This window comes from Enterococcus sp. NBRC 3427 (assembly GCF_007996925.1).
Lineage (GTDB): Bacteria > Bacillota > Bacilli > Lactobacillales > Enterococcaceae > Enterococcus_B > Enterococcus_B lactis.
The window spans coordinates 1-24,255 of record NZ_BJLL01000043.1 but is presented as its reverse complement, the minus strand read 5'-3'; the positions used below and the strand labels follow the sequence as shown (position 1 = coordinate 24,255).

Annotated in this window: 24 protein-coding genes and 1 tRNA gene; 19 read left to right on the top strand and 6 right to left on the bottom strand. The window is 37.2% G+C overall.

Annotated features, from left to right (window positions below; all coding sequences use genetic code 11):
* Nucleotides 1-187: 187 nt before the first annotated feature.
* Complete coding sequence (locus ESP02_RS09670) at nucleotides 188-412, bottom strand: Blp family class II bacteriocin (RefSeq protein WP_002374842.1); 225 nt, start codon at nucleotides 410-412, stop codon at nucleotides 188-190.
* Nucleotides 413-430: 18 nt separating this feature from the next.
* Nucleotides 431-667 carry a hypothetical protein gene (locus ESP02_RS09665; RefSeq protein ID WP_002374840.1) on the bottom strand — a complete coding sequence of 79 codons (237 nt, stop codon included), beginning with the start codon at nucleotides 665-667 and terminating at the stop codon, nucleotides 431-433.
* Nucleotides 668-924: 257 nt separating this feature from the next.
* On the opposite strand from ESP02_RS09665, the gene ESP02_RS09660 reads away from it, so the two are divergent.
* Genes ESP02_RS09660 through ESP02_RS09640 form a run of 5 tightly spaced genes read left to right on the top strand, consistent with a single transcriptional unit; the run spans nucleotide 925 to nucleotide 6,435 of the window.
* A complete protein-coding gene (locus ESP02_RS09660; protein WP_002374838.1) occupies nucleotides 925-3,078 on the top strand; it encodes a peptide cleavage/export ABC transporter in 2,154 nt (717 codons plus the stop codon).
* A complete protein-coding gene (locus tag ESP02_RS09655; RefSeq protein WP_002374837.1) occupies nucleotides 3,047-4,462 on the top strand; it encodes an HlyD family secretion protein in 1,416 nt (471 codons plus the stop codon). Before ESP02_RS09660 ends, ESP02_RS09655 begins: the two co-directional genes overlap by 32 nt.
* 32 nt (nucleotides 4,463-4,494) lie before the next feature.
* A complete protein-coding gene (sppA, locus tag ESP02_RS09650) occupies nucleotides 4,495-5,529 on the top strand; it encodes a signal peptide peptidase SppA (RefSeq protein ID WP_002294607.1) in 1,035 nt (344 codons plus the stop codon).
* 1 nt (nucleotide 5,530) lies between these two features.
* Nucleotides 5,531-6,052 (top strand): RDD family protein, encoded by a 522-nt coding sequence (locus ESP02_RS09645; protein WP_002294608.1) that lies wholly within the window; start codon nucleotides 5,531-5,533, stop codon nucleotides 6,050-6,052.
* Nucleotides 6,049-6,435, top strand: coding sequence for a DUF4064 domain-containing protein (locus tag ESP02_RS09640; protein ID WP_002294609.1), 387 nt, complete (start codon nucleotides 6,049-6,051; stop codon nucleotides 6,433-6,435). Before ESP02_RS09645 ends, ESP02_RS09640 begins: the two co-directional genes overlap by 4 nt.
* A gap of 496 nt (nucleotides 6,436-6,931) precedes the next feature.
* Here ESP02_RS09640 and ESP02_RS09635 read toward each other — a convergent pair.
* Nucleotides 6,932-7,004 (bottom strand) — tRNA-Lys (locus ESP02_RS09635).
* Between the two features lie 381 nt (nucleotides 7,005-7,385).
* Between ESP02_RS09635 and ESP02_RS09630 the strand changes: the two genes are divergently transcribed.
* From ESP02_RS09630 to ESP02_RS09600, 7 genes are all read left to right on the top strand, one after another.
* On the top strand, nucleotides 7,386-7,952 hold the full coding sequence (locus ESP02_RS09630) for a DUF1836 domain-containing protein (RefSeq protein ID WP_002290590.1): 567 nt from the start codon (nucleotides 7,386-7,388) through the stop codon (nucleotides 7,950-7,952).
* A complete protein-coding gene (locus ESP02_RS09625; protein ID WP_002374830.1) occupies nucleotides 7,942-8,802 on the top strand; it encodes a DegV family protein in 861 nt (286 codons plus the stop codon). Before ESP02_RS09630 ends, ESP02_RS09625 begins: the two co-directional genes overlap by 11 nt.
* 189 nt (nucleotides 8,803-8,991) lie before the next feature.
* The gene (yycF, locus tag ESP02_RS09620) at nucleotides 8,992-9,696 is read left to right on the top strand and encodes a response regulator YycF (RefSeq protein ID WP_002374828.1); all 705 of its coding nucleotides are present in this window, start codon (nucleotides 8,992-8,994) and stop codon (nucleotides 9,694-9,696) included.
* A 4-nt stretch (nucleotides 9,697-9,700) separates the two neighbouring features.
* Nucleotides 9,701-11,536 (top strand): cell wall metabolism sensor histidine kinase WalK, encoded by a 1,836-nt coding sequence (gene walK, locus ESP02_RS09615; RefSeq protein WP_002290593.1) that lies wholly within the window; start codon nucleotides 9,701-9,703, stop codon nucleotides 11,534-11,536.
* On the top strand, nucleotides 11,533-12,849 hold the full coding sequence (locus tag ESP02_RS09610; protein WP_025478526.1) for a YycH family regulatory protein: 1,317 nt from the start codon (nucleotides 11,533-11,535) through the stop codon (nucleotides 12,847-12,849). Before walK ends, ESP02_RS09610 begins: the two co-directional genes overlap by 4 nt.
* Complete coding sequence (locus tag ESP02_RS09605) at nucleotides 12,850-13,719, top strand: two-component system regulatory protein YycI (RefSeq protein ID WP_002374824.1); 870 nt, start codon at nucleotides 12,850-12,852, stop codon at nucleotides 13,717-13,719.
* A gap of 54 nt (nucleotides 13,720-13,773) precedes the next feature.
* Nucleotides 13,774-14,583 carry an MBL fold metallo-hydrolase gene (locus ESP02_RS09600; RefSeq protein WP_002288854.1) on the top strand — a complete coding sequence of 270 codons (810 nt, stop codon included), beginning with the start codon at nucleotides 13,774-13,776 and terminating at the stop codon, nucleotides 14,581-14,583.
* 101 nt (nucleotides 14,584-14,684) lie between these two features.
* Here the strand turns inward: ESP02_RS09600 and ESP02_RS09595 are convergent, their stop codons facing one another.
* Complete coding sequence (locus ESP02_RS09595) at nucleotides 14,685-15,314, bottom strand: NAD(P)-dependent oxidoreductase (protein ID WP_010732914.1); 630 nt, start codon at nucleotides 15,312-15,314, stop codon at nucleotides 14,685-14,687.
* 169 nt (nucleotides 15,315-15,483) lie between these two features.
* Between ESP02_RS09595 and ESP02_RS09590 the strand changes: the two genes are divergently transcribed.
* On the top strand, nucleotides 15,484-16,782 hold the full coding sequence (locus tag ESP02_RS09590) for a PTS sugar transporter subunit IIC (RefSeq protein ID WP_038399086.1): 1,299 nt from the start codon (nucleotides 15,484-15,486) through the stop codon (nucleotides 16,780-16,782).
* A gap of 76 nt (nucleotides 16,783-16,858) precedes the next feature.
* Here ESP02_RS09590 and ESP02_RS09585 read toward each other — a convergent pair whose 3' ends face one another.
* The gene (locus tag ESP02_RS09585) at nucleotides 16,859-17,521 is read right to left on the bottom strand and encodes a CPBP family intramembrane glutamic endopeptidase (RefSeq protein ID WP_002374818.1); all 663 of its coding nucleotides are present in this window, start codon (nucleotides 17,519-17,521) and stop codon (nucleotides 16,859-16,861) included.
* 223 nt (nucleotides 17,522-17,744) lie between these two features.
* On the opposite strand from ESP02_RS09585, the gene groES reads away from it, so the two are divergent.
* The 5 genes from groES to ESP02_RS09560 all read left to right on the top strand — a co-directional run bounded on the left by groES (nucleotide 17,745) and on the right by ESP02_RS09560 (nucleotide 22,736).
* Nucleotides 17,745-18,029 (top strand): co-chaperone GroES, encoded by a 285-nt coding sequence (gene groES / locus ESP02_RS09580; protein ID WP_002288862.1) that lies wholly within the window; start codon nucleotides 17,745-17,747, stop codon nucleotides 18,027-18,029.
* 51 nt (nucleotides 18,030-18,080) lie between these two features.
* Nucleotides 18,081-19,706, top strand: a complete 1,626-nt coding sequence (gene groL, locus ESP02_RS09575; RefSeq protein WP_002290607.1) for a chaperonin GroEL — start codon at nucleotides 18,081-18,083, stop codon at nucleotides 19,704-19,706.
* A 330-nt stretch (nucleotides 19,707-20,036) separates the two neighbouring features.
* The gene (locus ESP02_RS09570; RefSeq protein ID WP_025478525.1) at nucleotides 20,037-21,443 is read left to right on the top strand and encodes a PTS sugar transporter subunit IIC; all 1,407 of its coding nucleotides are present in this window, start codon (nucleotides 20,037-20,039) and stop codon (nucleotides 21,441-21,443) included.
* Between the two features lie 82 nt (nucleotides 21,444-21,525).
* Entirely contained in the window at nucleotides 21,526-21,798 is a 273-nt protein-coding gene (locus ESP02_RS09565) for a hypothetical protein (protein ID WP_002310043.1), read from the top strand.
* Between the two features lie 14 nt (nucleotides 21,799-21,812).
* Nucleotides 21,813-22,736 carry a LacI family DNA-binding transcriptional regulator gene (locus ESP02_RS09560; protein WP_002293627.1) on the top strand — a complete coding sequence of 308 codons (924 nt, stop codon included), beginning with the start codon at nucleotides 21,813-21,815 and terminating at the stop codon, nucleotides 22,734-22,736.
* 115 nt (nucleotides 22,737-22,851) lie between these two features.
* Here ESP02_RS09560 and ESP02_RS09555 read toward each other — a convergent pair whose 3' ends face one another.
* Nucleotides 22,852-23,604: a MerR family transcriptional regulator gene (locus ESP02_RS09555; protein ID WP_002374812.1), complete on the bottom strand. Its 753-nt coding sequence runs from the start codon at nucleotides 23,602-23,604 to the stop codon at nucleotides 22,852-22,854.
* A gap of 222 nt (nucleotides 23,605-23,826) precedes the next feature.
* Between ESP02_RS09555 and ESP02_RS09550 the strand changes: the two genes are divergently transcribed.
* The gene (locus ESP02_RS09550) at nucleotides 23,827-24,183 is read left to right on the top strand and encodes a DUF1827 family protein (protein ID WP_002310047.1); all 357 of its coding nucleotides are present in this window, start codon (nucleotides 23,827-23,829) and stop codon (nucleotides 24,181-24,183) included.
* Nucleotides 24,184-24,255: the final 72 nt, after the last annotated feature.

The window sequence follows — 24,255 nt, the reverse complement described above, 5'->3', positions numbered from 1 at the left end:
AAAGAACTTTGAAATATTCTTTAGGATATTAAAATTAACTAGCACCACGGGTAAAAATTTAATATAATTATAAAAACTAGCACAAGAAGCTTTAGTAAAAAGTTCTGTCCATTCCAAACTTTTGAAAAGATAAAGAACATACCTATGTTCGTAATCGACACAAACCAATCTTGAGGTTTGATATTTTTTAATTGTTTACGGCACCGGTCCACATGCCGAATCCAGCACCTAATAAAGCTCCACCTACACCACAAGCAGCTATTGCATAAGGTCCTCCGGCTGAACAAAGTTTTACTCCTGCTGTTGCCCCAGAAAAAGTAGTGCCTAAAACTCCCACGGCACTCCCACCTTGAATATTTTTCAACTCTTCTGAAGATAATATAAATGTTGTTTTTGTGTTTTTAATATGCATAATACTTATTCTCCTTTTTTATTTTTTTCGAGCATCCCAGCCAGCTGCAGCACCTCCAGCGACAGCTCCATATAACCCTCCAACAACACCGCAAGCTGGTCCGCAAATTGCTGTTCCTAAACCTGCACCACCTACTGCCCTTGTGGTAAGTCCACCTACAACTTGCCCCAATTTTCCCCAAGCATTATTGCCTCCACCAACAGTTTGTGCATTTCCACAATACTTAGTTCCTTTACATTTTGCATGTTTAAACACGCTTCTTTAAATAATATTTTTTACGGTGCTACTGTAACATACGTATTTGATTAACAGTAAAAATCTTCCTGAAACTTATCAAGTTTATTCTTGAATAGTAAAATTTCCAAAATAAATTTGATTCAGGAATGAAAAAGTTAGTGTTCAAGAACTGTTTTCAAAGTTTTTGTGGAATTATGAGACAATATTTTCACTGTATTAAAGCTATATTGAGAATTTTTCTATAAAAATTTTTTAGAAGGAGTTGTGTTAGATAAGTGATAAAATCATTTCCTTTTGTGCAGCAACAAGATGAAAAAGATTGTGGTGTTGCTTGCCTTTCGATGATTTTAAAATATTTTAAAACTGATATCCCGATTCATAAATTACGGGACCTATCTGGGACTGATTTAGAGGGTACTTCAGCATTTGGATTGAAAAAGACATTTGAAAAATTGTCTTTTGATTGTATGGCTATTCAAGCAGATAGTGAGATCTGGAAAGAAAGAGATCTTATCTTACCATTAATTGCACATATATTGGTTGATAACAGCTATATGCACTACGTTGTAATTTATAAAACGAAGGGAAACGTACTATGGATTGCAGATCCCGCTAATGGAAAAAATAGAAAAACGATTGAAGCGTTTCAAAAAGAATGGACAGGTATTCTTATATTACCTATGCCTAGAGAAACTTATATTCCTATTAAAGAAAAAGTAGCTGGATTAAGTTCTTTTTTGCCTATAATTTGGAAACAAAAAGGATTAGTATTCCACATCGTTTTAGCATCGATTTTCATTACGTTTTTTGGCATAGGAAGCTCATATTATTTTCAAGGTATTCTTGATTTTTTCATCCCTAATCAAGCACGTTCAACTTTAAATATAATTTCCATTGGCTTGATCGCTGTCTATTTATTTCGGGTATTGTTTGAATATAGTCGTAGTTATCTTCTTATTATTTTAGGACAGCGAATGAGTATGGCAATTATGCTTCAGTATTTCAAACATGTGTTAACTTTACCAATGAATTTTTTTGCTACGAGAAAATCAGGGGAAATTATTTCTCGTTTTCTTGATGCCAGTAAGATTATTGATGCTTTAGCAAGTGCTACGTTATCAATATTTTTAGATATTGGTATGGTGTTGCTTGTTGGGGTTAGGTTAGCTATTCAGAATAGTACGTTGTTTTTAATCACTCTATGCTCTTTGCCTTTTTATGTAGTTGCAATATTCGCTTTCGTGAAAAGCTATGAAAAATCGAACAGGGAAGAAATGGCAGCCGGTGCAGCTGTAAATTCTAGTATCATAGAAAGTCTTAAAGGAATAGAAACAATTAAAGCATATAGCGGTGAAGAGAAAGTATATAACCGTATAGACCATGAATTTGTTAAATTAATGAAAAAATCATTTCGTACGGTTACGCTTGATAATATTCAACAAGGAATTAAACATTTGATTCAATTAATTAGCATTGCATTAATTTTATGGCTAGGTTCTTATTTTGTTATGGATAATAGAATTAGTCTAGGTCAACTTATCACATACAATGCTTTACTAGTATTTTTCACAGATCCTTTACAAAACATTATTAATTTACAAGTGAAAATGCAAACGGCTCAAGTTGCAAATAATCGTTTAAATGAAATTTTCGCGATTGATTCAGAAAAATCGAACCAGTCTTTTGAATATATGCTTTCTGAACAATTATTTCAACAAGATATCACTGTAAAAAACGTTTCATTCTCGTATAGCATGAAGGCCCCAACGTTGAACGAAATTTCATGTACAATTCCTTCGCACAGTAAAACGGCTATAGTTGGAGTTAGTGGTTCTGGAAAATCAACTCTTGCAAAGTTATTTGTTCGTTTTTATGAAGCATCAGAAGGATCGATCCATTATGGAAACATTAATCACTTAGACATTCCTTTTCAGATATTACGCGATCGAGTGACATATTTGCCTCAAGAGTCATTTTTCTTTAGTGGAACAATCATTGAGAATCTTATATTCGGTTTAGATAGCCCACCAAGTTTCGAACAAATAATAGAAGTTTGTGAGATAGTCCAACTAAATGAATTTATTAATCAACAGCCATTACGTTACGAGACATTGTTGGAAGAAGGTGGAAATAATCTTTCAGGAGGGCAACGACAACGATTAGCCATAGCACGGGCTTTATTAAAAAATCCGGACATATTAATTTTAGATGAAGCAACTAGTGGATTAGATACCTTGTTAGAACATGCAATTATGAATTATCTCCTCAATTTAAAAGAAAAAACGATTATTTTTATTGCGCATCATTTACCAATAGCAAAAGCATGTGATCAAATTTTAGTTCTCCATGAAGGGCATTTGGTAGAAAAAGGAACGCACGATGAACTTCGTTTTGCCGATGGTATCTATCAAAAATTATGGGAAATCTAGGAGAGGGAAACAATTTATGCAGAATAATAATTGGTTCGAACATTCTAGTATCTATACTAAACAACATCATAGCTTCTACCGTTGGGTGTTATACCCTGTAATTCTTTTTTTATGTATTATTGGATTGTTTTTAACCTTTGCTAAAAAAGAGATTGTTATTCGGACAACGGCTCAATTGAACCCCGAAAAAATAGAGAAGTTACAAGTGCCATTAGAAGCTAAAATAATGGAAAACTTCCTAAAAGAAAATCAATTTGTTCATAAGGACGATGTGTTGGTTAGATTGGATTGTTCTTTAATAGAGAATGAAAAGGCTCAGATAGAACAAGAAAACCAACGTATTACTCAACAAATAAAGATGGCTCAGCTATTTATTGAAAGTATAAGTAAAGGAAAAAATTTGTTTTCAACGGATGACAGTTTTGGCTACAGTAATCAATTAAAGAGCATGTTGTCAGAAAAAGAATCACTCCGCTACGCTTTGAAGCAAAGTGAATTAAATGATCAAAAGCAATTAGAAGTATACGAAAAGACAAAAAGACAACTAGAAAAACAAATTGAGAGTTCAGATAGTAAATTACAAGAATGGCAACAAGTACAGGTAGCTTGGAGTAATAATCAATCATTAAAAGATTTTTCAAAAGAAATGATGGCAAACTATGAGAATTGGCAAGAACAACTAAATAATGTTTCTGATGATCAAAAAAATCAAGTGAAACTGACAATTTCAGCAAGCATAAATGAACAAATTGAGCAACTAAAAAAAGAAGTAGAACAGTATCAGTCAGAAAAAGCTAAATTAGTTAAACCAACTACTTCTGAGAATGACAGAATTAGTCAAACGGAAAAAGGAAAGCAAGAGCTAGAACAAGCAATAACAACTGTAAAACAAACAGTTACAGAGCTAAATGAAAAACAAGAGAAGAACCAGTCAGTTATCAAAAGTTTGGACGATCAACTTTCAAAAGGAATACTAAAAGCTCCTGTATCTGGAACGGTTCATTTAAATGAAGAAACAAAGGGACAAGCAGAACTAGCCAAAGGAACAGTGCTTGCAGAAATTTATCCGATCCACGAAAAATCAAAAATGAAATTTACAGCACTTTTACCTGCGAATGAAAGTACCTATATTAAAGAAGGGATGAAGGTTCATTTTAAATTGGATCAAAAAGGTGGGGCTCTGATTACGATCGACGGAACTTTAGATGAAATTTCAGAAAATTCTACTGCCACTGAGAAAGGTGTTTTTTATGCAGTGAAAGGAACGTTAAAAACAACTCAATCGTTTCCGTTTCGTTATGGTTTAACTGGAGAGTTGTCTTTAATTGTAGGAGAAAAAACATATTGGCAACAAATTGTCGATGTGTTTCTAAATAAAAAATAATTATTTTTACTAAGAATATAGGAGGAGTTTATATGAATAAAAGAAGATGGATTGCTGTGGGAGTAGCGTGCGGATTATTGTTACTATCCATTATCGTCGCGCTAATTCCAGGAAAAGATAAAGAGGAAGCATCAAATACAACCCTAACAGGAATAAATAAGATTTTTTACGGATCTAACGAAATCACAGAAGAAACGTTAGAAGAAGGCGCATCAAATAAAAAGATTGTCAAACTATCCGTCAATGGAGTTATTGCAGATACAGGTGAAAGCAATCTTTTTAGTAGGGAACAATATAACCATCAGAATTTTTTAACACAGCTAAAGAAAATTCAAGAAGACAAAGCGGTTAAGGGAGTGTTATTAGAAGTAAATTCACCTGGGGGAGGAATATATGAAAGTGCTGAGATTGCTAAAGAAATGGCAAAAATTAAAAAGCTAGATATTCCTATCTATACTGCATTTAAAAATACAGCGGCAAGTGGAGGTTACTACATTTCTGCTGGATCAGATAAAATATTTGCTACGGAAGAAACAACAACTGGATCAATTGGTGTCATTATTTCTGGTTTAAATTATTCTGGCTTATTAGAAAAACTTGGCGTAACTGATGCGACGTATAAAAGTGGTGCATTAAAAGATATGATGTCACCTCAACACAAACCTTCAGAGGAAGAGAATAAAGTTATACAGGAATTTGTGATGAGTGCTTATGATCGTTTTGTCAATGTTGTAGCAAAAGGAAGAAATATGGATACTAATGCAGTGAAAGAACTTGCGGATGGAAGAATTTATGATGGTAACCAAGCAGTAGAAAATGGGTTGGTGGATCAAATTGGTTACTCTGAAGATGCATTAGATTCCCTAAAAAAAGAGAAGAAATTAACTGATGCGACGGTTATAGAATATAAAAATGACACAACTGGCTTTGCTTCTTCTTGGTTAGGTAATAAGATTGCTGAATGGCAAGGGCTAAAGGCAACTACATCAGATCGTGTAATTTCAGTTTTTGAAAAACTTGGATTTTCTGATACTCCAAAACCAATGTATTACTATGGAGGGCTATAAAATGAATAAGAAGAGTGGCATTGAAACTTTGCCTAATTATGTATTTGCGGGATTTTGGTTACGATTTTTTGCTTTTCTTATTGATTTAATTTGTATTAGCATCATCACCCATGCTACTATAGGTCTCTTTTACAAAATCATGGGACTGGAATCTGACAAATCCATTATTACTTTTTATGGTATAGCGTCATTAGCTATTTATTTAACCTATTTTGTACTTTTGACTAAGCTGAATTCAGGACAAACAATTGGGAAAATGATTTTTGGGATAAGAGTAGTGAGCTTTGAGGAAAAAGAGCTAAGTTGGCAAACTATCTTTATTCGTGAGTGTATATGTAGGTTTATATTAAAAAATTTTGTATTTCAAATTGGGTATTTGGTGGCTGCTTTCACACCCAAGAAACAACATATTGGGGATTATTTTTCTAACACGTCAGTGGTTGTTATTCGTTCATTAGAAGCTATTAACTATGGTCAAAAAATTTCTAATTCTAAAACACTTAATCTGGAGAGAATTAAATGAATAAGAGAAAAACAGAGTTTATTTTGATTTTAATTAGTGGAATAACAGGGATTTTATGTAGTCTTTTAGCATTGATGGGTGGTATGTTTCTATCTTCTATTGATTCAACTACTTTAAATACTACAGAACTAACCAGTAAGGATATAGATATGTTAGTCAATCTAAGCGGGAATGTTGTTTTATTTGGAGGAATTACCCTAGTTTTTTCGATAATGATTTTCATAATAGGTTTTTTAGTAAGAAAAAATCAAAAAACAGTGGTCTATGGTATTAGTTTACTCATTTTATCTATTATTCCATTTTTTCTTTTAACATTATTGTGGGTAATTCCTGGAGTTTTAGGTATTATTGCGGGATTGATGCTTCTAATAAGAAAGTCTTAATTAGGCAATGTGTAGACAACGTGAAACGAATTAATCAATTAAAAGCTAAATACGTTTTGAGAAATGATAACTTGTAGTCGATGGAAGACATGTAGATAAAAAAACTACGTGTCTTTTATTTATTCTAATTTTTTCGAAAAAAAGACACTCTCTGATTGTTGTATTAATGGAAAAGGGGAAAGCAGCAAGTAAATTTAGTTTTTCTATTAAATATTCTCCACTTTTTAACCTTTTATAGTACTTAGATTTAATCCTATATGTTTAGAGAGTTCATTGGCAGCATGATTTTGCAAAGCTTCTCGAATTATTGTTATATTAGAAACTTTACTGTTCATAATTATGCTTCTTTTTTAACTCAAAGTCCAAAGGGCTACAGTGGACTTTGAGTTAAAAATAAAAAGCCCTAGTTATTTTGAAAAATAAAAAAAGAACAGCGTAAATGTTTTCGAAATGCTTTCGCACCAACATTTACCTGTTCCGTGGGTTTGGCACCCAATGGGCCGTGAGGGGCTCGAACCCGCGACCCGCTGATTAAGAGTCAGCTGCTCTACCAACTGAGCTAACGGCCCATACAAAAAGTACTTAATAATAGTAGCACTAAGAATTTTAAAATGCAAGACTACATTTAAAGAAAATCAGAAAAATCTTTACTTCCTTATAGGAAATCATTCATAGATTATTCACATTTGCTCGTTAATATATAAGCATACCAACAAACAAAGTTCTTGCAAGAGAACAAACCCTAACACTTTTTTCATTTTTTACTCCTTTCCCGCCGTCTCCCCGGCGGGTCTCCTGTTCTTAACGATAAAAGACAAGAAGGCTTGGCCTTCTTGTTTTTTTGCTTTTATAAAATTCTATTAATTAAATCATCTAGTTAAAACAACTAGATTGAATGTTTATGATAACTTTGGTATCATGTTAATGAAATGAAAAAAGGAGCGGTTACGATGGAAAAAATGCGTCAGCAATTAATGGAGTGGGGAAAAGAACTGGAAACATTCCGTCTGCCTCACTGGGAAGAGCTCCCAGACCTAGAACTTTATATGGATCAAGTCAGAACGTTAGTTGATCGTTATCTTTCACCTGTGATACAAGGAGAAAAGCATCCATTGCTGACCTCCTCTATGGTAAACAACTACGTTAAACTGGGTTTGATACCAGCACCAGTTAAAAAAAGATACAACAAAGAACATGTAGCATTTTTACTTGCAATTACTACATTGAAACAAGTATTGACTATTCCTGAAATCAAAGAAGGAATATTGTTCCAAGGAAAAACAGTGGGGATTCGTGAAGCTTATAATCTATTCTGTGATGAACAAGAAGCAGCTGTATGGATGGTCAGCCAATTAGCACAAGGCAAATCCCATCCCCAAAAATTCGACCAGGCGACCCCTGTAGAATATATTGCTGTAAGAGCAGCAACTTTATCGTTTGCAATGAAACTTCTTGCGGAAAAAACGATTGTTCTAGAAACCGAATACTTAAAAGAGGAGAAAACAAATGAAAAATGATAAAATCGCGATTTTAGTAGATTCTGGTACGGATGTGCCAGAAGAATTGATAAAAAAATATGAGATGTACATGATTCCTTTGAAAATTATTTATAAAGATCAGGTATATACAGATAAAATAGATATTACACCTGAAGAAATCTATCAACGTTTGCCAGAGGAAATTCCAGGTACATCTTTGCCTGATGGTGAGTCGATCACAGAAATCTTTGAGCAAATCAAAAAAGATGGTTATGAAAAAGTACTTGCGGTAACGATTTCCAGCGGATTGAGTGGGACGTATAACGTGGTTCGTTTGATTGCAGAACAGCAAGAAGAATTGGAAGCTTATGTACTAGATACGAAAAATATCGGTATTGGCGCGGGTTTTTCTGCAATACAAGCAGCGAAATGGCTAGAAGACGGTGTCGAGTGGAATCAGCTGATCAGTAATTTGAATGAATTAGTCGAAAGAACAAAAGTTTTCTTTAATGTTGCGACATTGGAATATCTCCAAAAAGGTGGACGGATTGGTTTGGTTGCTTCTATTTTAGGAACCGCTTTAAAGCTTAACCCAATCATCTCCTGTAATGATGAAGGAATCTATTACACAGTAGGAAAAGCTAGAGGACGTAAAAAAAGTTTGGATAAGACGGTTGCTTACGTCAAAGAAAAAATCGGCAATGCCAAGGTTTTTAACTTAGCCGTTGCCCACGGTGATGCGAAAGAAGAAGCGATTGAAATGGAAGCGAGGCTCAAAAGAGAGTTCCCGCAAGCAAACCAAATCTACTTTGGTCAAATTTCTCCGGCATTAGTAGTCCATACTGGTCCGGGATTATTAGGTGTCGGCGTACAAGTTTTAGAAGGATAAATCAAAAAAAGGAAAACAGTGAGGTGAAAATCAGTGTTTTCCTTTTTTTATTGAAGTTAGAACAAAAAAAGAAAGTATTTTGCACTCCCAAGTTAATTTTCTCTTTTGTTTTATAGGCAAAGATGAAACAAAACCAGAAATACGGTATAATGAAAAGGTGTGACAATAATATATAAGAGGTGGCTCTTTATGAAAAAAGTTTTAGTTGTCGATGATGAGAAGCCGATTTCGGATATCGTCAAATTCAATTTAGCCAAAGAAGGCTATGATGTTTATACTGCATATGATGGGGAAGAAGCCTTGGAAAAAGTTGCTGAGGTAGAACCTGATTTGATTTTACTTGATTTGATGCTACCTAAAATGGACGGCTTAGAAGTGGCTCGTGAGGTACGCAAAACGTATGACATGCCAATCATTATGGTAACAGCCAAAGATTCTGAAATTGATAAAGTCCTAGGCTTAGAATTAGGCGCGGATGACTACGTGACTAAGCCATTTTCCAATCGAGAATTAGTGGCAAGGGTCAAAGCGAATCTTCGTCGTGGTGCCACGGCTACGAAGGAACCAGAAGATGCGGCTCCTGCGGAATTGACGATTGGTGATTTGACCATCCATCCAGAAGCTTACATGGTGACGAAACGAGGAGAAACAATCGAGTTGACACATCGTGAATTCGAACTACTTTTTTACTTGGCGAAGCACCTTGGGCAAGTGATGACAAGAGAACATTTATTACAAACGGTTTGGGGCTATGATTATTTTGGAGATGTACGAACAGTGGATGTAACTGTACGTCGGTTGCGCGAGAAGATCGAAGATAATCCAAGCCATCCAAATTATTTAGTGACACGCCGTGGTGTCGGTTACTATTTGCGTAACCCAGAACAGGAGTAATTGGATGAAAAGAAAAGTCCGCTTTTTTCGATCAGTCAATTTTAAAATCGCTATTACTTTTATTTTGATTTTATTGATCTCGATCGAAATTATTGGCGCCTATTTTATACGTGGATTGGAACGTTCCACGATCAATACATTTATTAAAGATATGAATCAAACGGTGGAATCATTAGCGACGACAATCAGCCCGGAATTAAATCGCAAAGATAACGTAGATGACGAAGAGGTAAATGCGAATATCAAGAGATTTATTGAAAACAGTGCGACTAGCGATATCATCGAAATACGGGTCGTTGACGAAAAAGGGATCATCCGAGGAACAACTGATGTCAATGAACAAAGCGCTGTGGGAAAGAAAAATGATTATGTCGATATCAATGATTTCACAACTAAACGGTATGTTGCTTTAGATAACGACGATAAACGGGTGAATATCAATGTTCAACCGATCCTGTCCCCGACCGGCGATGCCGTTATCGGGGCTCTTTACGTCAAAAGTAATATCGAACAAAAATATTCGGAAATCAATAATACAGCAGTCATTTTCTTTACTGCCTCACTGATTGCTGCGTTTATTTCAATGATCGTCTCCGTTTTAGTTGCTCGTTCGATTACTCAGCCAATCGGTGAAATGAGAGAACAAGCCATTCGAATCGCTAGAGGAGACTACAGCCGGAAAGTCAAAGTGCATGGACAAGATGAACTAGGGCAGTTGGCTGATACCTTCAATCAGTTAGCTGAACGTATCGAAGAAGCTCAAGATACAATGGAAGCTGAACGCAATCGGTTGGATAGCGTGCTGTCTCATATGACAGACGGCGTCATCGCGACAGACCGCAGGGGGAAAGTCATTACGATCAATGATATGGCTGTTTCCTTGCTAGATGTCAAAAATGAGGAAGCAATTGGACAATCGATTTTGACACTTTTGGATATCGAAGAAGAATATACCTTGCGTAAATTATTAGAAGATCCAAACGAAATGGTACTTGACCGTTCAACCAGTACATTGGAGAGCGATCAGATGATCTTACGAGTAGACTTTTCCATGATCCGTCGTGAATCAGGTTTTATCAGCGGATTAGTAGCTGTCTTGCATGATGTGACAGAACAAGAAAAAACAGAACGGGAACGCCGTGAATTCGTTTCTAATGTTTCCCATGAGCTTCGTACACCACTGACAAGCATGCGCAGTTATATCGAAGCATTGAGCGAAGGTGCATGGAAAGACGAAGAAGTAGCACCAAATTTTTTGAAAGTAACATTGGATGAAACAGATCGGATGATTCGAATGATCAATGATCTCCTGAATCTATCTCGCATGGATACAGGAAATACCCAGCTTCAATTAGAGTATGTCAATTTTAACGAGTTAGTGAATTTTGTTCTTGACCGTTTTGATATGATGGTGGGAAACCAAGAAAAAAATTATAAGATCCGTCGTGAATTCACGCAAAGAGATCTTTGGGTCGAAGTAGATACAGATAAAATCATCCAAGTAGTCGATAATATCATGAATAACGCGATCAAGTATTCACCAGATGGGGGAACGATCACCTGTCGCTTATTAGAAACGCATAATAACGTGATTTTAAGTATTACCGACCAAGGATTGGGGATTCCTAAAAAAGATCTGAACCGAGTGTTCGAACGATTTTATCGAGTAGATAAAGCACGTGCAAGAGCACAAGGTGGGACAGGACTTGGATTAGCTATTTCTAGAGAAGTAATCAAGGCGCACCGAGGCGCGATTTGGGCAGAGAGCAAGGAAGGAAAAGGATCGACTTTTTATATCTCGCTGCCATACGAACCTTATGAGGAGGAATGGTGGGAATGAGAATTTCTGAAAAAGTCGTTCGCGTAGGACTTATTTTGATGGTTGCATTAAGTTTATATTTCTCTTATGCCATCTGGCTGAGTCCAGCAGGGAAAAGTTCGATCAGCGTCGATGAGACAAACACTCAAATGATCGAGTCTCAAAGCAATCGGAAAACTTCTGAAGTTTTTCTTCCGCTTCATGTCACGTGGCACCATTCGGGAACGATCCAAGAAACCAACAGTGAAAATCTCGTGTACCGATTGCAATTGATCATCGATAAAGCAAGATTCGGGAAGCTTTCTGAAGTCGTTTCGGGAGATGAATCACAATTCGAACAAGTGAAAAATCTGACATCTGGTTTCGAGTTGGCCTATAATGCGCCTTTTTTGCTAAGAGAATATAAGGAAGCTTTTGATTTAGATGTAGACGTCTCGAATTTGGCAAAAGAAAGCGAAAATATGTATTTTACTAGAATACAATTCGATCAAGGAAACAAAAAAATCCGATTTTTGAATTATTCGAACCACCTTGTATATGAAGCGAATATTTCATTGAATTGGGAGGATATCAACAAAGAATTAACAGCAAACGACACGAAATGGACAGAAATGTCAACAGAACCGTCGACGATCGACACCCAATATGCTACGAAACATTCAATCAAGTTGAAAAAGTACAGCTATATCCTTTCGCAGCAACCCTATACACTTTTTAGAAATGCTTTTTTCCAGAAACCAGATAGCGTGAAAAATAATGATGAAAGCAATGAATTGATTTTTTACGGTGGGAATGAAACGATGTCTATCCATTCGGAAACGCAAGTAGTTGATTTTCGAGGAGAGCTGCCAGAGAAAAAAGAAAATGCTAGTGTATTTTCTGAAAGTTTTCCCTATATTAGCAAATTAGGCAGTTCTTTAGGGAATCTCAGATATTTTGACCGGAGTGACAATACAATCGATTACCGGATCTTCGTGGAAGGCTTTCCGGTTTTTGGGACGGACAGCAGAGGACAGATCGGTGTGGAAGTTGGCGGTGAAACAAACGGTTCGGTGCAAGTGAATATCCAAACCAGTTTGAATACGATTCAAGTACCGATACCTTCAGATGAAGAAGTAGAACTTGCAAGTACGAATGAAATCATCCAGCAGCTGGAAGCTAAGGGAGCAGATAGCAACAAGATTGGTTCAGTAATCGTTGGCTATACATGGCAAAATGTCAAAGAAACGAATCGCGTCGTTGATCTCTTACCTGAATGGTATGTGAAATATAAAGATAACTGGTATTCAGCTAACGACCTTCTGGAAAAATTACCTGGATTGGAGGCGAATTAATTGGATTTTAAAAAAATCGAATGGATATTTTTCGTCGCTTTTTTAGGGTTGAATGTGTTTTTATTCAGCAGTTATCATGATGCGGTATACCAAGAAAACAATGTCATTCGTTCTGATCAGACTGAATCAATCCAACAACGTCTGGCTAGTGACGATATCACTTATACGGGGAAGATTTCTTCTGAGAGCAAGCAAGGCTATTATCTTAGCGCGGAACAGACCAATCTTAGCACTTCATTAGCAAATTATCGCAAGGCTGGAAAAAGCGGATTGTTGGAAAGTGGCGTGTTTTTAGACGGCGATGTTTTGACAAAATCCTTATCCAGCTCAGAAGCTGAAAAGAACGTGATTGATCCAGATAAGATCAGCAGTTCTTTGGAAGATTTTTTAGCTAACAAAGACAATATTTTGTTCGGTAATGAGTATGTGTATACGAAAAACTTTTCTCATTTAGAAGAAGAACCACTAGAAATCCAAGCAAGCCAAGAGTATGAAGGTATTCCGTTCAATGATGATACAGCAAAAATCGTTCTTTCTTTAGAAAAAAACGATAGCGATTATAGTATCACGAAATACATGCAGACGCATTTATCTGATATCGAACAGCTGCGTGAAAAGACGGAACTGTATACAGAAGAGGAAGCAATCAATACATTGTACATCAATAACAAAATACCAAGAGGATCAAAAATCTTATGGCGTCAACTAGCTTATTCCTGTATTCTGAAAGTCCGGGAAAAAAATGTGTATGTTCCTGTTTGGCATGTAGCGATCGAAACAAGTGATAAAGTGGTTCAAATCGAGAGCGTCAACGCTTTCAGCAATACGATCGTGACAAACAATACTGTACCAAAAGTGGAAGATCAATAAAAAAGCGAGTATAATGAAAAAAGTTTACAAAGTAAGAAGGGAAGTAGGAGTCAAATGGCTGAAGAAAAACCAGCTTTTAAAATCAGTATCCTAGCAAGTGGAAGTTCGGGTAATTCACTTTATATCGAAAGTGAAAAAAAACGGCTTTTGGTCGATGCAGGACTTAGCGGTAAAAAAATCACTTCCTTGATGGCTCAAATTGATCGGACACCGGACCAATTAGATGGAATACTTGTGACGCATGAACATCGAGACCATATACATGGCGTGGGTGTCTTGGCTCGTAAGTATCATTTGGATGTTTTTGCCAATCAGCAGACTTGGGAAGCGATGGAACCACTGATTGGAAATGTACCAGTGGAACAAAAACATCTATTTGAGATGGGGAAAGTCAGAACATTCGGCGATATCGATATTGAGAGTTTCGGCGTCTCCCATGACGCAGCAGCTCCGCAATTTTATCGTTTCCATAAAGAAAACCGTTCATTCGTCATGTTGACGGATACCGGATACTGCAGTGATTACATGCGAGGTGTCATTGAAAATGCCGATGGTTATTTGATGGAAAGTAACCATGATCTTGAGATGTTACGCATGGGACCTTATCCGTGGAATCTAAAACAGCGTATTTTAGGAGATAGAGGGCATCTTTCCAACGAAGATGGTGCACTTGTCATGACTGATGTGATCGGTAATCGGACCAAACGAATCTATCTTGGTCATCTTAGCAAGGAAAACAATATGAAAGAACTTGCTCATTTAACGATGGAAAATGTGTTGAAAGAAAAAGATTTTGGCGTTGGACATGATTTTGAAATCTATGATACAGATCCAGATGAAGCAACTGAGCTATTTTCGATTTAAACAGTTCAGTCAATAAAAAATAAAAACAGAAGATAAAATCAATCAGTGTTGGTTTTATCTTCTGTTTTTATTTTTTTCAGATCATTGACAAAATAACCGTATTATCGGCTGACTACACTGATATGCTGTTTTTCATGTTGTTTATCCAGTATCTCATCTACTGATGCAATCGCGTAATCTGCCATGCTGATCGTACTGTCGCCAGCAGCGTTTCTTTGTAAATAATCATCACTTAATAAATAAGTGCCTGTACGCTTGCCGTGCGGATCAAATAAAGAAGCTGGACTGATATAAGTCCACTGTAGATTTTTAGATTGTTTCAATTTTAGCAATCCTTCGTACATATTGAAAGCTGTTGGATAGAAGGGTGCATTTTTAGGCACTTGGTCAATCATACGAGTCGTCTTTTCTGTATCTAAGAATAACGAAGAGGCACCCCCAACGACAATTAAGCGTGTATCGGTTCCTTCAAGTATCTCAATCAAATGGGACAAAGAAGTTTGATGCATTTCTTCTTTTCCTTTAGGAGCGTTGAAAGCATCAACGACAACATCAAAAGATGTAAGATCAGTAGTTGTCAACTCAAATAAATCCTTTTGTATAAACGGAACATCTGATGGCAATTTTTCTGGATGACGCACGATTGCCGTCACGTCTAAATCTCTGGACAATGCTTCGTCTAAAATAAATGAACCTGCATGACCAGTAGCGCCAATGATTGCGATTTTCATAAAAAAACCTCCTTTTTTATTCCTGTCCATTGTAAGCAGTTACTGGATATTCGTCAAAGAATCCGTTTTTTGAAAAGCTTAGTGCGCATTCCTTTCATGGTTCGTGATCATTGGGTATAGTTAAATTAAGAAAACTAGTTGATCAAATAGAAGATGAAGGAGATAAGAAATGAAAGAGTGGTTAGATCGTGCCTTTTTACCAATGGTAACATCTGTTGTGAATCTTAGACCCTTAACTGCTTTGCGTAATGGAATGACTTATACGATCCCGATAATTATAGTTGGTTCGCTGTTTTTCTTATTTGCTCATTTTCCTGTAGATTACATCGCTCAGTGGATAGATAAAACAGGATTTTCTATGTATTTTAAACAAGTATACCAGGCTACATTTGACGTGATAGCCTTTTGGATCGTTTTTGCTATTGCGTATGCTTATGCAAAAGAAGAAAACATCGATCGCTTGCCAGTCGGCATGACAGCCTTGTCTGCTTATCTACTACTTATTCAGCCACTTAATGTTCAGGTAGAGATAGATAATATCTGGACAGGCGGTGAAGGGATACTAGGAGCAGTTGCAACCGGGCTCCTCATTGGATGGGGCTATGCACGTTTAGCAAGATTTGCGAAAGGATGGAGGCAAAATGGGAAGATTCCTGAAAATGTTTGGCAGTCTTTTACTTCATTGATTCCAATACTTGCTATAGTCACTTTTACGCTTATAGGTTCAGCGGTTTTTCAACAGTTGTCCGGGATGACTGTTATTCAAGGAATATGGACATACGTCCAGCTTCCGATCCAATCGTTGATAGACACGTTATTCGGTGTGCTTTTATTAGGTTTTTTTGTCCCGTTTTTATGGCTATTTGGTCTTCATGGATCTGCGATGGTCAATGGGTTGGTTAGTCCGATCTTACAAGCAAACTCATTAGCAAATGCAGAAATCTTAGCCTCTGGAAAAGAATTGACTGTGGCAAATGGCGGGCATATCGTTACCCAGCAATTTCTTGATCAATTCATGACTGTTACCGGAGCAGGTCTGACGTTAGGAGCTGTATTTTTTATGATGTTTTTTGCGAAATCGAGGAAATACCGAGAATTAGGAAAACTTTCTCTTTTACCAGCCTTTTTCAATATCAATGAATCGATTATTTTTTCCACACCGATTGTGATGAACCCGATGATGGCTGTTCCTTTTATTTTCGCGCCGATCCTCTCAGGATTGATTACCTATTCCGCTTTATATTTTGGATTTGTTCCTTTATTTACAGCGGTCCAAGTTCCTTGGACAACACCGCCGATCCTCTCGGGTTTTTTAGTAGGCGGAGTGCCTGCAGCGATTTTACAAGGTATCGTGCTGGCAATTAGTTTTTTTATTTATTTCCCATTTTTGAAAAAAATAGATTCTGCAAACTTCAAAAAGGAAAGACAGACAAAAAATGATGGAACAGCAGAAAAGATTATCGACTAAAAAAACAAAAATACTCCTGTCGCTTTAGATTGGAAAAATCACCAATCTAGGATGACAGGAGTATTTCTAATCATGTTTATACCAGTTCTTTTTGGACAGCTAATTGAACAAGAACAACTAATGTGTTCATTCCTACGTGTGTGATCATCGATGTCCAGATCCGACCAGTAGCTTTGTACTCTAGGCTGAAGAAGAAACCTAGGAAAAAGTAAATCAGCAAATGACCATCATTATGAGCAAACGCAAACAGCAAAGAGCTGATCACTGCCCCGACCCAAAAATTTGAATACCGGCTGATGATCCCCAGTATGCTGCGGCGGAATACGAACTCTTCCATGATGGGTCCTGCAACAGTTGTCGCCAAAATAAAAGCAGGTGCTTCCATGATCATCTGGATGATATTTTGTGTATTCTCAGAAGGGGTTGCTTCGCCAAACAATACAGATTCCAGCATGACAGCAATGCTTTGCAGAATCAATGCGACAAAGATTCCAACTAATCCATAAATAACGATCTTTGGAACAGAAGCTTTTTTTACTGCTGATTCGATTGCTAACGGTTCACGTTGCTTAAAATAAAAAATAGCTAGGACAACCGCGCCCAGTATATACATGACTGCAGTTGCTGTGATCAATTCAGACGTAGATTTTACAAGTCCTATCGAAGCTAGGATCAAGGGTGAGATAAAAATTAGACCATAGCAAAAAATGCTGAGGAAACTATATTTTTTTAAAGACATGTAATTCCTCCTTTAAGGGATAACAAGCATGCAAGGCAAGCTTTTATCGATTGATTTCAATTATATCATAATTTCAATAAGCAACTGTTAGAATAAAATTTCTTTTCTTTGATTTAAAAGCTTGCAAAAAAGAGGGAGAATGAGTATTATTAAAAATGTAGGTTAGCACTCGAAGGTTAAGAGTGCTAACGGATTAAAAAAAGAGTTATCGGAGGGATTTATCGTGTTAAAACCATTAGGTGATCGCGTCATTATCGAAGTCGCAAAAGAAGAAGAAAAAACTGTCGGAGGAATCGTTTTAGCTTCTGCAGCTAAAGAGAAACCCCAAACTGGGACAGTTGTTGCAGTCGGTGAGGGCCGTTTGTTGGAAAACGGTGAAAAAGTTCCTGCCGCTGTGAAAGCAGGCGACCAAGTTATGTTCGAAAAATACGCCGGTACAGAAGTAAAATACGAAGGAAAAGAATATCTGATCGTCGCAGGAAAAGATATCATGGCGATTGTTGAGTAAATTTTGAAGATAGAAAAAATAATCAAAAATAATCGATGAGGTGAATCAATCATGGCAAAAGAATTGAAATTTGCAGAAGACGCACGCGCAGCTATGTTACGCGGGGTAGATAAATTAGCAGATACAGTGAAAGTAACATTAGGACCAAAAGGCCGAAATGTCGTACTAGAAAAATCTTACGGCTCTCCATTGATCACAAATGATGGTGTGACGATCGCAAAAGAAATCGAGTTAGAAGATCATTTTGAAAACATGGGTGCAAAACTTGTATCAGAAGTAGCATCAAAAACAAATGATATTGCCGGTGACGGAACAACGACAGCAACTGTTTTGACACAAGCAATCGTTCGCGAAGGTTTAAAAAACGTAACTGCAGGTGCTAATCCTCTAGGCATTCGCCGCGGGATCGAATTGGCAACAAAAGCCGCAGTGGAAGAGTTGCATAATATCTCAACTGTTGTTGATTCAAAAGAAGCCATTGCACAAGTAGCAGCTGTTTCTTCAGGTTCTGATAAAGTTGGACATTTGATTGCTGATGCAATGGAAAAAGTTGGAAACGACGGTGTCATCACAATTGAAGAATCAAAAGGAATCGAAACAGAACTAGATGTTGTAGAAGGTATGCAATTTGATCGTGGTTACTTATCACAATATATGGTAACAGATAACGACAAAATGGAAGCTGTTCTAGAAAACCCATATATCTTGATTACAGACAAAAAAATCTCTAACATCCAAGACATTCTGCCATTGTTAGAACAAATCTTGCAACAATCACGTCCATTATTGATCATTGCTGACGATGTAGATGGCGAAGCATTACCAACGCTTGTCTTGAACAAGATCCGCGGAACATTCAATGTAGTAGCTGTAAAAGCTCCTGGCTTCGGTGATCGTCGTAAAGCAATGCTTGAAGATATCGCTATTTTGACAGGTGGTACAGTAATTACTGACGATCTAGGTCTAGAATTAAAAGATGCAACAATCGAAAACTTAGGAAATGCGTCTAAAGTTGTTGTAGATAAAGACAATACAACGATCGTAGAAGGTTCAGGAGAAAAAGAAGCCATCGAAGCGCGTGTGCAATTGATCAAAAACCAAATTGCTGAAACAACTTCTGATTTTGACCGCGAAAAATTACAAGAACGCTTAGCTAAATTAGCAGGCGGTGTAGCTGTTGTTAAAGTCGGTGCAGCTACTGAAACAGAATTGAAAGAATTGAAATTACGCATTGAAGATGCATTGAATGCTACACGTGCCGCAGTAGAAGAAGGAATGGTCTCAGGTGGTGGTACAGCTCTAGTGAACGTTATCAGCAAAGTTTCTGCTGTAGAAGCAGAAGGAGACGTGGCAACAGGTATCAAGATTGTTGTTCGTGCCTTAGAAGAACCAATTCGTCAAATCGCTGAAAACGCTGGTTATGAAGGATCAGTGATTGTTGATAAATTGAAGAACGTAGAACTAGGTACTGGTTTCAATGCTGCTACTGGAGAATGGGTAAACATGGTTGAAGCAGGTATCGTAGACCCAACTAAAGTAACACGTTCTGCCTTGCAAAATGCCGCTTCCGTTTCTGCCTTGTTATTAACAACAGAAGCAGTCGTTGCAGATAAACCAGAACCAGCAGCACCAGCAGCTCCTGCAATGGATCCATCAATGATGGGCGGTATGATGTAAGAAAAGCACCTTGCTTATCTAGCGTAGCCCATTATTTGAGAAAGATAGATAAAAAGTAGAAAAGGAAGCGAAATACTTCCTTTTCTACTTTTTTTGTATACTTATTCATAATAAGCGTTATTTAAATGGTATCATTTGCTTTTGCGAGTAGTTGGAAACTATACTATTTATAAAGGATTATGCATATTTTTTGAATTCGCATAGTTATTTATTTTATCTGCTAAAAACAGATAGCCAGATAGGAATAACTATGCTATATTTATAATATCATTATAATGTATGCGTATTCAAAACGGAGCTTCGGTAACAATAAAAACAGGAGGAGAAAAAATGAATGGATTAATGAGTTGGATGGAGAAGTATATTTTGCCAGTTGCAACGAAAATCGGGTCGGAGAAACACTTGGTTGCATTGAGGGATGCTTTTATTGGTACGATGCCAGCTACGATGGCAGGAGCAATTGCTGTTTTACTGAACGCATTTATGCGGGATTTTCCGAATACGTATCTAGGTGAAGGGAATGCAATCACGACATTTTTTACCCCAGTCATTGGCGTAAATGGATTGATCTGGAATGGTACTTTAGCTATTATGGCAGTGGTCTTTGCCTTATCACTAGGAGCGAATCTAGCGAAAGCCTATGAGGTCGATCCTGTCTCAGGAAGTATTGTTTCTCTGGTTGCTTTTATTATTGGCTTACCCGATGCAGCAACAGCGGTGTTGGCATTGCCCGAGAAGCTTTCGCAAGACGCAGCAGATTTGATTACTTCTGCAGGTGGTGTGATTGCTGGAACGCCAGACGGAGGACAAACGTTATCAGTAGGCGCATGGGGCTATTTTAATTTTGGTAAATATATGGGTGGGTCTGGTTTGTTCACTGCTATGATCTTTGGATTTATTTCTGTCATTATTTTTGCGATTCTGATCAAGAAAAAGATCATCATACGGATGCCGGATTCTGTGCCACCTGCTGTAGCAAGAGCTTTTGCGGCGATTATTCCTGCATTAGTTTCTTTATACGTCGTTGGTGTGATTAATTATATCTTTAGACAAACAGCTGGCGAGCCGCTGATTGACTGGATTTCTGAAGCCATCCAATCTCCTTTGATGAACTTGTCACAAGGTTACGGAGCGGTCTTTATCATTGTTCTTCTTGTGCATGTTCTTTGGTTTTTTGGTCTTCACGGCACAAATATTATGTCACCTGTTTTGCAGACCTTATATGGTACCGCGATGGTCGAAAACACGAATGCCTTTCAAAATAATGAGCCCATCCCTTTCAAATGGGTGGCAGGTTCTTTTGAAGCTTTTGTCTGGCCGGGAGGAGCTGGAGTCACGCTGGTGTTGATAGTTATGATTTTATTTTTATCTAAACGGGCAGATTATAAAACGGTAGGAAAGTTGGGGATTGCACCAGGAATCTTCAATATCAATGAACCAGTGATGTTTGGTCTTCCTGTTGTGTTGAATCCGCTGTTGATGATTCCGTTCATCTTGGCACCTCTTGCGACTGCAACGATCGCCTATTTTGCCACGATGGCTGGGCTTGTTCGTCCGGTTGTAGTAAATGTGATTTGGGTCATGCCAACGATCATCAGTGGATTTTTAGCTACTGCGGGAGATTGGCGAGCCATCGTTTTAACAATCGTTAATTTAATAGTAGCTACTTTGATCTGGGCGCCATTTATTTTAGCAGCAAACCGCTTAGATCCAAATTTAGGTGAACCAGAGGAATAGAACGTTTCTATTGCAAAACAAACTCCTTGATATGAGACGCGTTTCATACACTATAATCAAAGTATCAAAAGGAGGGCTTGCAATGAATACCTATGTAGAGATAACAGATGGCACAACGAACAAATATTTTTATGCGTTTGTCGAGTTTAAGGGATCCATATTAACGTTGTACAGTTTTCAAGGGCTGAATAAGAATATAGTAAAAGAAATACCGATGAATGAAATCGAAACGTTGACAAAAGATATATATTGGGGTGGACAGCGGATCAGTTTTTCTCATGATGGAAAAATGTATCAGTTTTTTGAATGCGGTCCAGCTGTGGTAGACTATTTACAAGAAAATCTTTTTGTATAGGTGGCGAAGCAGCAGTGGCAAATATTCGAGATATCGCAAAGCTCACAGGTTATTCAGTTTCTACTATTTCACGTGTAATCAATGGGCATCCATATGTAGATGAGGAAAAAAGGAAAGAAATACTTGCGGTCATGAAAGAAGTCGATTATATCCCTAATGCAAAAGCCAGACAGTTGAGTTATGGAAAAACGAAAAGTATCGGAGTAATCTTGCCTTATACCAACCATCCGTACTTTGATCAGCTGATCAGTGGGATCATTGAAGAGGCGTTTGACTATGATTACAAAGTGACGCTTTTACCGACGGGTTATCAGAAAGAAAAAGAGCGAAGCTATCTTGAAGAATTTGCAGCTAAAGCGTTCGATGGATTGATCATCACATCTCGTGCCAATACACTAGAAGATTTGCTAGATTATCAAAAATATGGTCCTCTAGTTTTTTGTGAAGAAATCAAGGAAAAACAGGCAAGTTGCGTCTTTATTGATCGAGAACAATCGATTACAGAAGGTCTTTCTTATTTGAAGCAGCAAGGGGTAAAACGATTGGGCATCACATTGGGGCGAAGTGGCAGGCTGAGTTATAATTCAAAGATCACTTTGCAACTATGTCGTCGACTTTTTCCATTTTTTGATGAGTCACTTGTTTTTTGGGATTGCATAGATGCAGAGAAAGGAAAACAAGCAGGTATCTTTTTTAAAGACCATAGAGTTGATGGGGTCTTTACAAATTCGGATATGGTCGCAGCAGGCATCTTGCAAAGCTATCTGCAAGATAAGACACCAGTGGTGATTGGACGCGATAATTTGCTGATCAGCGAGCTTCTTGGCTTTCCAACGATCGATCACCATCTGGAAGCTTGCGGAGAAATGGCTTTTCAATTGTTTCTTACAGAAAAAAAGGATAAAGTGAAAATACCTTATACGTTTATTCAGCGCTGAATTTTGGCAAAACACTTGTAAAAAATGAATCAGACACCAAATGTTAGTATAAAAAATCTAACTTTGGTGTCTGATGTTTTGTTGTTCGGTCGTTTTTGTCGGATCATGTAAACTGTTATGCCTTTTTTTGGATGATTTCATTTAATGCTTTCGCTGCACCTTGACCACTTCGTTCGTCATAATATGCAGTGAATCGTTCATCGGCTTCGTACATCATCCCTAATCCTTTATGCGCTTCTGGCTGATATTCAGACCAGCTGTAAGATAACCACTTCTTATGAGCTTGAAAGATGCGATCTGCTAAGTTTTCATCTGCAGGGGCTTGTAAATAAAGAGTGAGATCAGCTAACATCTGCTTTTCAACAGTTTGCATTTCTTCATACGTTTCTTTATCCATATTCATCCATTTTTCGTTGGATGCTGTAACCTTTTCTTCCCCGTATTTTTGTCGAATCTCTTGTCCATAAGTTTCTTCATTTTCTTTCAATTTTTGTTGTTTGAACCCTTCAAATTTTTCTTTATCACTCATTTTTCTTCCTCCTTCGTATCTATCAAGTGTTTGTTGGACAGTTGCCAAGAGGATGTCGATTTGTGCCCGTTTTTCTAGAAGCATCTGCTGATGTTCGATTAAAGCTTTCTGGTGGTCAAAATGCGGATTATCTAAGATTTCTTGAATATCCTCCAACTTGAATGCCAACGTTCGATAAAATAAGATATGTTGCAGACGATCGACTTCTTTTTTGCCATAAATCCGATAGCCTGAGGAATTGATCCTAGCTGGCTTTAGCAGTCCAATCTCATCATAAAAACGCAAGGTTCTCGGACTGATTCCCGATATCTCTGACATTTTCTTTATTGTGTATTCCATTATTTTTCCTCCTGACAAATGTAAGCATAATCCTTTACGTAACGAGAAGGTCAAGAAAAAAGTGTATTTTTTTCTCATGAAATTATGTTATACTATTAAGTGATAAAAGGTAAATCCTTTTGTTTTTTAAGGTTCAATTGTAACCGATTCCTTAATGTTGGGAACAACGGGGAATATATATGGGATTGAATCTAAATCGACTATATAGAAAAGAGGAATGAGATGAAGCTAATCGAAACACCTGTGAATAGTAATTTAAATATTAAGACATTTTATCCTAAAGTAGTAGAATTTTTTTTTGGGAATACGGCCATTAATTATTACAAATTATTTTCGTTAGATCGGACACAGTTGCTGCTAGTGGACACATATGACAAAAAGCAAGTTGTGATGATCAATACGAAGAAAAAAATCACAAGGCAAGAAATCGACTATGCGATTCATCACGTTTTAAAAATGACACGGGAAGATGTCAAAGTCCATATAGGAGTGAAACAGGAGCTGGAACGTGCCGGAATACAATTCAAACGTCCAAATAAAGATATTGTAGTTGTCGAACAAAAAAATACGATGGATTGATGTCCTAACGACTAATCATCTTTATGCTAAACCGCTCCATACTTATGATGTATACAGTAAAAAAGAGGTTGT

Bases quoted from the DNA above. Each gene is read 5' to 3' on its own strand.
- ESP02_RS09670 (WP_002374842.1), bottom strand. From the start codon at position 412: ATGCATATTAAAAACACAAAAACAACATTTATATTATCTTCAGAAGAG.
- ESP02_RS09655 (WP_002374837.1), top strand. From the start codon at position 3,047: ATGGTATCTATCAAAAATTATGGGAAATCTAGGAGAGGGAAACAATTT.
- sppA (WP_002294607.1), top strand. From the start codon at position 4,495: ATGAATAAAAGAAGATGGATTGCTGTGGGAGTAGCGTGCGGATTATTG.
- ESP02_RS09645 (WP_002294608.1), top strand. From the start codon at position 5,531: ATGAATAAGAAGAGTGGCATTGAAACTTTGCCTAATTATGTATTTGCG.
- ESP02_RS09640 (WP_002294609.1), top strand. From the start codon at position 6,049: ATGAATAAGAGAAAAACAGAGTTTATTTTGATTTTAATTAGTGGAATA.
- ESP02_RS09630 (WP_002290590.1), top strand. From the start codon at position 7,386: ATGGAAAAAATGCGTCAGCAATTAATGGAGTGGGGAAAAGAACTGGAA.
- ESP02_RS09625 (WP_002374830.1), top strand. From the start codon at position 7,942: ATGAAAAATGATAAAATCGCGATTTTAGTAGATTCTGGTACGGATGTG.
- yycF (WP_002374828.1), top strand. From the start codon at position 8,992: ATGAAAAAAGTTTTAGTTGTCGATGATGAGAAGCCGATTTCGGATATC.
- walK (WP_002290593.1), top strand. From the start codon at position 9,701: ATGAAAAGAAAAGTCCGCTTTTTTCGATCAGTCAATTTTAAAATCGCT.
- ESP02_RS09610 (WP_025478526.1), top strand. From the start codon at position 11,533: ATGAGAATTTCTGAAAAAGTCGTTCGCGTAGGACTTATTTTGATGGTT.
- ESP02_RS09600 (WP_002288854.1), top strand. From the start codon at position 13,774: ATGGCTGAAGAAAAACCAGCTTTTAAAATCAGTATCCTAGCAAGTGGA.
- ESP02_RS09595 (WP_010732914.1), bottom strand. From the start codon at position 15,314: ATGAAAATCGCAATCATTGGCGCTACTGGTCATGCAGGTTCATTTATT.
- ESP02_RS09590 (WP_038399086.1), top strand. From the start codon at position 15,484: ATGAAAGAGTGGTTAGATCGTGCCTTTTTACCAATGGTAACATCTGTT.
- ESP02_RS09585 (WP_002374818.1), bottom strand. From the start codon at position 17,521: ATGTCTTTAAAAAAATATAGTTTCCTCAGCATTTTTTGCTATGGTCTA.
- groL (WP_002290607.1), top strand. From the start codon at position 18,081: ATGGCAAAAGAATTGAAATTTGCAGAAGACGCACGCGCAGCTATGTTA.
- ESP02_RS09570 (WP_025478525.1), top strand. From the start codon at position 20,037: ATGAATGGATTAATGAGTTGGATGGAGAAGTATATTTTGCCAGTTGCA.
- ESP02_RS09565 (WP_002310043.1), top strand. From the start codon at position 21,526: ATGAATACCTATGTAGAGATAACAGATGGCACAACGAACAAATATTTT.
- ESP02_RS09555 (WP_002374812.1), bottom strand. From the start codon at position 23,604: ATGGAATACACAATAAAGAAAATGTCAGAGATATCGGGAATCAGTCCG.
- ESP02_RS09550 (WP_002310047.1), top strand. From the start codon at position 23,827: ATGAAGCTAATCGAAACACCTGTGAATAGTAATTTAAATATTAAGACA.